Below are 9292 nucleotides of genomic sequence, written 5' to 3' on the forward strand. Positions count from 1 at the left end.
ATATAATGTATGGAGGTATATTATTATATTTTTTTAGAATAAAGAATTTGACTTAATTTTAAAGGCTATTATGTATAAAATAAATACTTATGTGGTATATCCTATGTATGGAATATGTAAAGTTATAGGTATATCTGATAATAAAGTAAATTCAAACTTAGTAGAATGTTATGTTTTAGAATGCGAAGGAGAAAATATAACATTAAAAGTACCTATAAATAGAGTCAAAGAATATCGTATAAGAAAGATAATATCAAAGGCTGAAGCTGAAAATCTTTTAAACGTTTTGCAGACAAAAATACATGATATAGAAAATAATTGGAAAATAAGATATCAGGAAAATGAAGAGAAGCTTAGAAGCGGAGATATTAAAGATACGATAGAAGTTGCTAGAAGTTTATTCACAAGAAATAAATTAAAAGAGCTGTCTGCTAGTGAAAAACGTTTATATGAAAAAGCTTATATGTTTATTGTTAATGAAATTAGTATAGCACTTAAAAAAGATAAAGATGAAATTGAAGATATAGTATCTAATGCTTTAGAAAAATCTGCTAAAAAATTTAAAACTAAACCTTTAGAAAAGGAAAAGATAGTTAAAGAAAACACTAAAACTAAGAAGAAAAAAAAGGATACTGAAGAAGAATAATTTTTGTATTTATCTTAATTAATTTATTCCATTAAAAAATAATATATATCATAATATATAAATTAGGGGAAAATTATGTGGAGAATAGCGTACTTTGCAGTATCTTTTTTAATTGCTTTAATAGATTACTTTCAATTTAAATCTTTTAATTATAGAACTTTATTAATATTTTTAGTTAGTTCTATTTTAGTATTTTTATTTGAATTCTTATTTATTAGAAAAAAATCGTCTAAAACAGCATTAGCTTTTTTTATATCATTTTTTGTAACTATAGTAACAGTAATATTAACTTTAACAGCTATCGATATAATAGGAATATCATTATCATTAAATGAAAAACTTATTATTCTTTTTATAGAGGGTTATTTAACATTTGGTATTATTTCGGCATTTATACCTAATATATCAAATATGCTTAAATTAACAAAGCCTGATAAAACAAAAACTGCCAAAATATTAGATACATCTGTTATAGTTGATGGAAGAATATATGATATAGCTGAAAAGAAATTTTTTGACGGGCTTCTTATACTGCCTGAATTTGTTATAAAAGAAGTTCAATTTTTAAGCGATGCAAGAGATCCTCAAAAAAGAATAAGAGGAAGAAGAGCTTTAGAAATATTAAATAAAATGAAATCTTCTAAAAATATACTGCTTTCAATAACAGATATAGATTTTCCAAATATAAAAGAAGTTGATCTAAAACTTATAGAGCTTGCTAAAAAAATGGATGCTAAAGTTATTACAAATGATTTTAACTTGATGAAGGTAGCATCTATACATGAAGTTGATATATTAAATATTAATGATTTAGCTAACTCTTTGCATGTAGTTGTTTTACCGGGTGAAACTATAAAAATAGATCTTATAAGAGAAGGTAAAGATAAGCAGGCACTTGGATATTTGGAAGACGGTACTATGATTGTTGTTGATAATGCGAAACATTTAATAGGAAAAAACGTTGATATAGAAATAGATAATGTACTTCCTAAAGAAGCAGGAAGAGTAATATTTGCTTCGCTTGCAGGGGCTAATAAAAACAGCAATACAGGAAATAAAAAAAGACATGATCACAGTAATAAATAAAAATAGGAGTAAATTATGATAATAGACTTTTCTACTACTATATACGATAAAATTCCATCTTATCCAGGAAATCCGGAAGTAACTGTAAAAAATACAGATTGTATAGCGGAAGCTGGATTTTATGTAACTAATATCTCAATGAGCGTACATACAGCAACTCATGTTGATACACCTTTACATTGCATAAACGGTAAACCAAGCACTGAAAATATTGATTTGACTCATTATATAGGAAAAGCATATTGTGTAGATGTTCCTACAAACAAAAAAGAAACGATTAAGTTTCCATCTGATTTTGATTTTAATAAATTAAAAGGAAATGATATCATTATTTTTAGAACTGGATGGGAAAATAAGATGGGTACAGATGAATACTTTGATTTATGGCCTTACATAGATGAAGAATTGGCATTAAAATTGGTAGATTTAAAAATAAAAACTGTAGGACTTGATACTCCTTCAGTTGATTCTTTGGAAACTAACAATTTAACTCATAAAATTTTATTTTCAAATAATATATGTGTTATAGAATCATTAGTAAATTTGGATAAAGTGAAAAATAAAAGTTTTTTCTTTAGTGCAGCACCTTTAAAAATAAAAAACGGAGAAGGTTCTCCCGTTAGAGCTTATGGAATAATAGATTAATATTTTACTAAAACAATAAAAAAACCATGCCAAATATTTGACATGGTTTTTATTATTTTCATTAAAACAAAATTATTAGAATCTTATACCTATTTGTCCGCCTATATCAAGTCCGCCGAAACTTACTTTAGGAACAGAATCTTTATACTCCATTAATGGGAAATCATAAGAAAGATAAAGACCTAAAGTAATATTATATAATAAAAGAAAATCTATGCTTGTTTTGATATATGGTATATAGAGATTATAAAATTGATTTTGAAGTTCTTTTAAATTATATGAATGTCTTTGTTCTCCTCCGCTGTTTTCTTTAGAATAACTGCTTCCGCCGAGAGGGAATTTAACACCTGCACCTACACCTATAGACATAAACAAAATATCTATTTTAGGCATAAGTCCTAAACTTAAACTGTCAAAAGTAACATTTCCTTTATTTAAATCAGATTTAAATGCGAATACATCTCTTTGATATCCCAAATCTAATGATATTCCCAAAGATAAAATACTTAAATCAAAATAATAATTAGGCTTTAAATAAACTCCAAATTCAAATCCTGCATCCGGTTTAATTATTTCACTTTGCTTACCTTCTTCAAGATAAAAACCTACACCAGCACCCAAAGGAACAGATAAATCAACACCCCATCCGCTCTTAGCCATAAGACTTCCGCTGATTGTTGTTATAAACAATATAGTGATTAATATAATTTTTTTCATCTTTACTCCTGTGTTTCTTTAAACAATATTTATTTAAATATACAAAAAATTGATTTTTTAGCAAATATATTTCAAAATTTAATAACAATAATTGATATATATAAATCAAAATTATTATTAAATAAAGTATGTAATTTCACTATTTTTTATATATAATAATCAAAATACTATCACATTATAAAAACCTAAATTATAATTTTTTGTAAATATATAATTAATTAATTTTTTATTTAATATAATAAATTTACATAAAAAAACCTCTGCACCTTTATGAGTACAGAGGTATAAAACTTCTTATTTTTTATTGACTTTAATTTTTAAGAAACCAAATTTTTCACAGCATCTCTTCCAGCATTCAAAGCTTTTTCATTACTTGGAAGAAATTCTTTCTTACGTTCTCCAAATACTTTCAAAAATGCCTGCTGAACGCTATCAAATGATACTATATTATGAAGTGTAAGCAAAGCTCCAAGCATAACCATATTGGCAGATCTCGGATTTCCTATATCTCCTGCTATTTTATTAGCTTCAACATAAGCCACTTTTATATCATCTCTTGAAGCCTTTTTTTCTATCAAAGATGAATTTATAAGAAGTATGCCGTTAGGCAAAACATCCTTTTCAAACTTAGTTAAAGAAGGAAGATTCATTATAACAGCAGCAGAAGCATCATGCGAAATCAAAGGAGATCCAACAAGCTCATCGCTTACAACAACAGAACAATTAGCTGTACCTCCCCTCATTTCCGGTCCGTAAGAAGGACACCAAGTAACATGTTTATTTTCTATCATTCCGGCATAAGCTATCATCTGTCCCATAGACATAACCCCCTGTCCGCCGAATCCTGCAAAAATTATTCTTTCTGTACTCATATAATATCTCCTTTTTTAACCGTCATTTCTAAAATTACCTAGAGGATAATGAGGTATCATATATTCTCTTATCCATTTATGCGATTCTGTAGGAGCTATTCCCCAGTTGGTTGTACAGCTTGTAAGCATCTCAACTATAGAAAAACCTTTTCCTGCAATCTGATTCTCAAAAGCCTTTTTAGTTGCCATTTTAGCTTTTCTAATATTTGCAGGACTATCTAATGAAACTCTCTCAACAAAAGTAGCTCCCTCTAAAGTAGCAAGCATTTCACATACTCTTATAGGTTTTCCGGCTCTGTGAAAATCTCTTCCTGCCTGAGTAGTTGTTGTTCTCTGTCCTTCCAAAGTGGTAGGTGCCATCTGTCCGCCTGTCATACCGTAAATAGCATTATTCAAAAATATTACTGTAATATTTTCTCCTCTGGCTGCAGCATGTATTATTTCTGCAGTACCAATAGCAGCCAAATCTCCGTCTCCTTGAAGAGTAAATACAATACTATCAGGAACTGCTCTTTTAACTCCTGTAGCAACTGCAGGTGCCCTTCCATGTGCTGCCTGCTGCATATCGCATGAAAAATATTTATAAGCAAGTACTGAACATCCGACAGAAGCTACTCCAACTGTTCTATCCAATACATTAAGCTCTTCTAAACATTCAGCAACTATTCTTTGAGAAGTTCCATGCATACATCCTGGACAATAATGTGTTCTTATATCAGTTAATCCTTTAGATTTTTCAAATACTATCATATAATACCTCCGGCAAAATTTCTAACATTATCTATTATTTCATGTGCAGAAGGTACTATTCCTCCAGCTTTTCCATAAAACTTAACAGGAACTTTGCATTCAGATGCAAGTCTTATATCATCAAGCATCTGTCCCATGCTCATTTCTATACTTACATACATTTTGCAATTAGGATTATCAAATGCAGCAACTGGGAAAGGCCATAAAGTTAAAGGACGTATCATACCTACCTTTTTTCCCTCTTCTCTAAGTTTATCTACAACTCCTCTTACAACTCTAGACATAGTACCATAAGAAACAAATATGAGTTCAGCATCTTCTGTATTATATTTCTCAGCTCTAGCCTCTTTTTCTTTTATTTGAGCATACTTTTCTTGTAAATGCACATTATGTTCATGAAGAAGTTCAGACTCTAAATAAAGAGAGTTTATTATATTATTTTTTTCTCTTCTTCCTCTTTTTCCGCATGCTGCCCAAGTTTTTTCTTCTATTTTATATTTTGGCTTATATACTATATCTACAGGCTCCATCATTTGTCCTATAAATCCGTCTGCGGCAACATAAACAGGTGTTCTATAATAATCAGCCATATCAAATGCTTCCATTATCATATCAGCAGCTTCCTGTAAATTAGCAGGTGCAAGAACAGGACAATTATAATCTCCGTCACCGCCGCCTTTAGTCATCATAAGATAATCACTTTGAGCAGGCTGTATACTTCCAAGCCCAGGACCTCCGCGCATAACATTAAGTATAACAGCAGGTACTTCTGCACCGGCTAAATAGGATATTCCTTCCTGTTTTAATGCTATACCAGGAGAAGAAGAAGAAGTCATAGCTCTAACCCCAGCTCCTCCTGCACCATAAACCATATTAATAGCAGCAACCTCGCTTTCTGCCTGCACAAATGACCCGCCGGATTCATACATCGCTTTGGACATAAACTCTGGTATCTCATTTTGCGGAGTAATAGGATAACCAAAAAAACATTTACATCCAGCAGCAATAGCCGCTGTAGCCATAGCCTCATTTCCTTTCATTAATGTTCTAGCCATTATTTACCCTCCTCTTTGTCCAGTCTTTCAACTTTTATACATATATCAGGACACATCATAGCACAATTAGCACAGCCTATACATTTTTCCATATCAGTAACAGCTGCTGGGTAATATCCCCATGAATTCATATTTTCTTTATCTAAATATAATATTTTAGTTGGACAAACAGATATACAATTTGAACAGCCTTTGCACGCTTCAGAATCTATTATAACTCGGCCTTTTCCTGCCATAAAATCCTCCTTTTTATTTGGTATACAAATCTTACAATTATAAATTATATTGAAAAAAATCTCTTTGTCAAATATATTTAATATTTATATTAAAAATAAAAAAGTTCAATGAATAATATTAACTATAATATTAAAACATCATAGTAATAACTGTCTAAATTTATCATATAATAATAAAATTCATATTATATATAGTAATATTTATCATTTTTATATATAATAAAAAATAATAAATGAATGGTATTAAAAGAGAGTAATATATTATGAATAATAGCGAAAACAGAAAATATATTGAAAAGCTATTTAATTTAGGACATGAAGCTTTCAATAATAATGATTATGAAAAAGCTATATCATATTTAGATGAAATTATAGATATTTATAATAAAGATATTATTGCCTATTCGGATAATGAATTTATTATATACAGCGGTCCTTATGAAAATAATAATGAATATGAAGAAGAAAGAAATATAGATGAAGAAGAAATCAATAGTACCCATAATACATTAGTTGATGCTTATTACAATAGAGCAATATCAAAATATAATCTTAAAAATTATGAAGGAGCTATTGAAGACCTTGACAAAGTAATTGAACTTTCACCTGAAAAAATAAATGCCTATTATAATAGGGGCCATTCAAAATCATATTTGGGAAGATATGAAGAAGGAATCAAAGATTTTAAAAAGGTTTTAGAGTTCAATGAAGATGATGCTGAAGCAAGATATTATGTAGGATTGGGATATTTTTATTTGGAAAACTATGAGGAAGCTATAGAAAATTTTGATAAAACTTTATCATTGGATAATGAAATTTATGATGCATACTATTATAGAGGTATTTGCAAAAGCAATTTAGAATTATATAATGAAGCAAAAGAAGATTATCAAAAAGCTTTGGAATGCGAACCGGAAAATATAATAAATATATATAATGATTTCGGACTTCTTGAATATAAATTAGGAAATTATAAAAATGCTATAAATTATTATAATAAAATAATAGAAACTGATGACAGTATTTATTATGTTTATTATAATAAAGCTTTAGCAGAAGAAGCTTTAGAATTATATGATGAAGCATTAAAAGATTATGATAAATCAATAGAATTAAACCCAAATGATACCTATTCTTATAATAACAGAGGGCTTATAAAAAATGAAAAACAAATGTATGATGAGGCATTAAAAGATTATAATAAAGCTATAGAATTAGAACCAAATGATGCTTATATATATAATAATAGAGCTTTATTAAAGGGAAGGATGCATTTATATGAAGAGGCTTTAAAAGATTTTGATGAGGCTATAGAGTTATATGACAAAGAAAGTGAATTTTTTTATTTTAGAGGTATTACTAATTCTTATTTGAATAAATATTTAGAAGCTATCAAAGATTTTGACAAAGCTATTGAATTGGATAATGGCTATATTGATGCTTATAATGAAAGAGGGCTAATATATTACAAACTTCAAAATTATGAATTTGCTATAGATAATTTTAAAGAAGTAATAGAAATAGATAGTGAAAATATATATGCTTATTATTATATAGCTTTATCTTATGACTCAATGGAAAAATATGAGAATGCTATTAAATATTATTCAAAAGTCATTGAAATAAATCCGTCTTATTCGGATGCTTATTATAATAGAGCTTTATCTGAAATGGAGATAGATTTATATAATAAAGCTATAGATGATTTCACTAAGACATTAAATTTAGACCCTAATAATTCTGACTCTTATTTTAATATAGCAATATGTTATGACTCTTTAAAAGAATATAAAAAAGCTGTTGATTATTATACAAAAGTTATTGATATTGATAATTCTTCACTAGATGCATATTATAACAGAGGTTTGAGCAAAGTAGGATTAAAACTTTATGATGAAGCATTTGAGGATTATAAAAAATCATTAGAAATAAATCCAAAATATTTAAATGCTTATAATGGAATAGGATTTTCAAAAACTAAACATTCCAATAATGAATTTAAAAAAGGAAATATCAATAAAGCTATAGAACTGCTTAATGAAGCTTTAAAATATTATCAAAAAGGATTGGATTTAAATATAAATGATGATTTGACTAATGCTTCAATATATGACAGTATGGGATATACTATTACTAAATTAGCTAATATATATTCAAGTCTTAATGATAATGCTTCAAAATATTATAATAAAGCAAGAGAATGTTTTTATAAATCAATAGAATTAAATAATACTCATGCTTTGGCACATAACAGCTTGGCATATATAAATATACAATTTGATAAAATGAATAATATTTATGATAAATTAAATGAAGAGGCTTATAATTATTTTGAAAAAGCTTATTCATTTGCCGGCAAAGAAGATAAAAAATTAATAATAAAATGTCTTATATCATTATCAAAAGAAAATATTGAAACAGCTAAAACATTCTGCCTAAAAAACAATATTAATTACTAAATATTTTAAATAAAAAAAGAAAAGACTTATAAAAAATATAAGTCTTTTCTATAAAAACTTTAATTATTGTTCTTTATTATAGGGTCTGAACCTTAATGATAATTGGAAACCAAAATCTATACTGTCAATTCCTGAACCAGCTTCTCTAAGTCCTATATCATAACCCAAATATAATCCCAAATCAGCTGATGATTTAGCTGTACTAAACATAGTATAATCAAAAGTTAATTTTACATAAGGAATTACACTAAGAGTTGAATAATTATTTTGTAAATCTCTCAAAAACATTCTAGTTGTTGTTTCTGTACTTACTAAAGCACCTTGGGTTCCATCTAATCTTCTTGAATACAAAGTTCCGCCTAAAGGAAGCTTTACTCCTACACCAAGACCTATAGAATATTTATCATATAAATTTACTTTAGGCAAAAATCCTATTTTTATACTATGCAAATTTAAGCCGTCTATCTGCCTTATATCAGTATTTTGAGCAGCACCTGCAATTCTAAAAGTATCATAACTATAGCCTAAATCAGCATAAAAACCCATTCCTACAATATCATTAAATTCTGTTCTATATCCAATTAACATTGAAAATCCGCCGTCTAATCCAAACGCATTATTTTTATCTGATTGACCAATAGGTACACCAGTAGAAAATCCCAATGGCAAATAAAAACCATATTCAAAAAAACCTTTGGCAAAAACTGACAAATTTGCAAATATAAATATAGCAACAATTAATAATACCTTTTTCATGCTAAATCTCCTTAAAAATTGTATAATATTTTTTATTATACAGTTTATTATAAAAAAATCAATATATTTT

The 9292-nt window shown here is 27.8% G+C and carries 10 protein-coding genes; 4 read left to right on the forward strand and 6 right to left on the reverse strand.

Annotated elements, in window-relative coordinates:
• The first annotated feature begins 70 nt into the window (after positions 1-70).
• The 3 genes from Q0J90_RS13320 (at position 71) to Q0J90_RS13330 (ending at position 2377) form a co-directional block, all read left to right on the forward strand.
• Entirely contained in the window at positions 71-646 is a 576-nt protein-coding gene (locus Q0J90_RS13320) for a CarD family transcriptional regulator (protein WP_297278370.1), read from the forward strand.
• A 75-nt stretch (positions 647-721) separates the two neighbouring features.
• On the forward strand, positions 722-1732 hold the full coding sequence (locus tag Q0J90_RS13325; protein ID WP_297278371.1) for a PIN domain-containing protein: 1011 nt from the start codon (positions 722-724) through the stop codon (positions 1730-1732).
• Between the two features lie 15 nt (positions 1733-1747).
• Complete coding sequence (locus tag Q0J90_RS13330; RefSeq protein WP_297278372.1) at positions 1748-2377, forward strand: cyclase family protein; 630 nt, start codon at positions 1748-1750, stop codon at positions 2375-2377.
• Between the two features lie 75 nt (positions 2378-2452).
• On the opposite strand, the gene Q0J90_RS13335 is transcribed toward Q0J90_RS13330, so the two are convergent.
• The 5 genes from Q0J90_RS13335 to Q0J90_RS13355 all read right to left on the reverse strand — a co-directional run bounded on the left by Q0J90_RS13335 (position 2453) and on the right by Q0J90_RS13355 (position 6007).
• Positions 2453-3094: a hypothetical protein gene (locus Q0J90_RS13335; RefSeq protein WP_297278373.1), complete on the reverse strand. Its 642-nt coding sequence runs from the start codon at positions 3092-3094 to the stop codon at positions 2453-2455.
• Between the two features lie 317 nt (positions 3095-3411).
• Entirely contained in the window at positions 3412-3966 is a 555-nt protein-coding gene (locus tag Q0J90_RS13340) for a 2-oxoacid:acceptor oxidoreductase family protein (RefSeq protein WP_297278374.1), read from the reverse strand.
• A gap of 15 nt (positions 3967-3981) precedes the next feature.
• A complete protein-coding gene (locus Q0J90_RS13345; protein ID WP_297278375.1) occupies positions 3982-4716 on the reverse strand; it encodes a thiamine pyrophosphate-dependent enzyme in 735 nt (244 codons plus the stop codon).
• On the reverse strand, positions 4713-5771 hold the full coding sequence (vorB, locus tag Q0J90_RS13350; RefSeq protein WP_297278376.1) for a 3-methyl-2-oxobutanoate dehydrogenase subunit VorB: 1059 nt from the start codon (positions 5769-5771) through the stop codon (positions 4713-4715). The genes Q0J90_RS13345 and vorB overlap by 4 nt, the downstream gene beginning before the upstream one ends.
• On the reverse strand, positions 5771-6007 hold the full coding sequence (locus tag Q0J90_RS13355; protein WP_297278377.1) for a 4Fe-4S dicluster domain-containing protein: 237 nt from the start codon (positions 6005-6007) through the stop codon (positions 5771-5773). Before Q0J90_RS13355 ends, vorB begins: the two co-directional genes overlap by 1 nt.
• 263 nt (positions 6008-6270) lie before the next feature.
• Here Q0J90_RS13355 and Q0J90_RS13360 point away from each other — a divergent pair, with 263 nt between their 5' ends.
• On the forward strand, positions 6271-8466 hold the full coding sequence (locus Q0J90_RS13360; RefSeq protein WP_297278378.1) for a tetratricopeptide repeat protein: 2196 nt from the start codon (positions 6271-6273) through the stop codon (positions 8464-8466).
• Positions 8467-8529: 63 nt separating this feature from the next.
• Here the strand turns inward: Q0J90_RS13360 and Q0J90_RS13365 are convergent, their stop codons facing one another.
• Entirely contained in the window at positions 8530-9222 is a 693-nt protein-coding gene (locus Q0J90_RS13365; RefSeq protein WP_297278379.1) for a hypothetical protein, read from the reverse strand.
• Between the last annotated feature and the right edge of the window lie 70 nt (positions 9223-9292).

The sequence above is a fragment of the uncultured Brachyspira sp. genome (assembly GCF_944390595.1).
GTDB lineage: Bacteria > Spirochaetota > Brachyspiria > Brachyspirales > Brachyspiraceae > Brachyspira.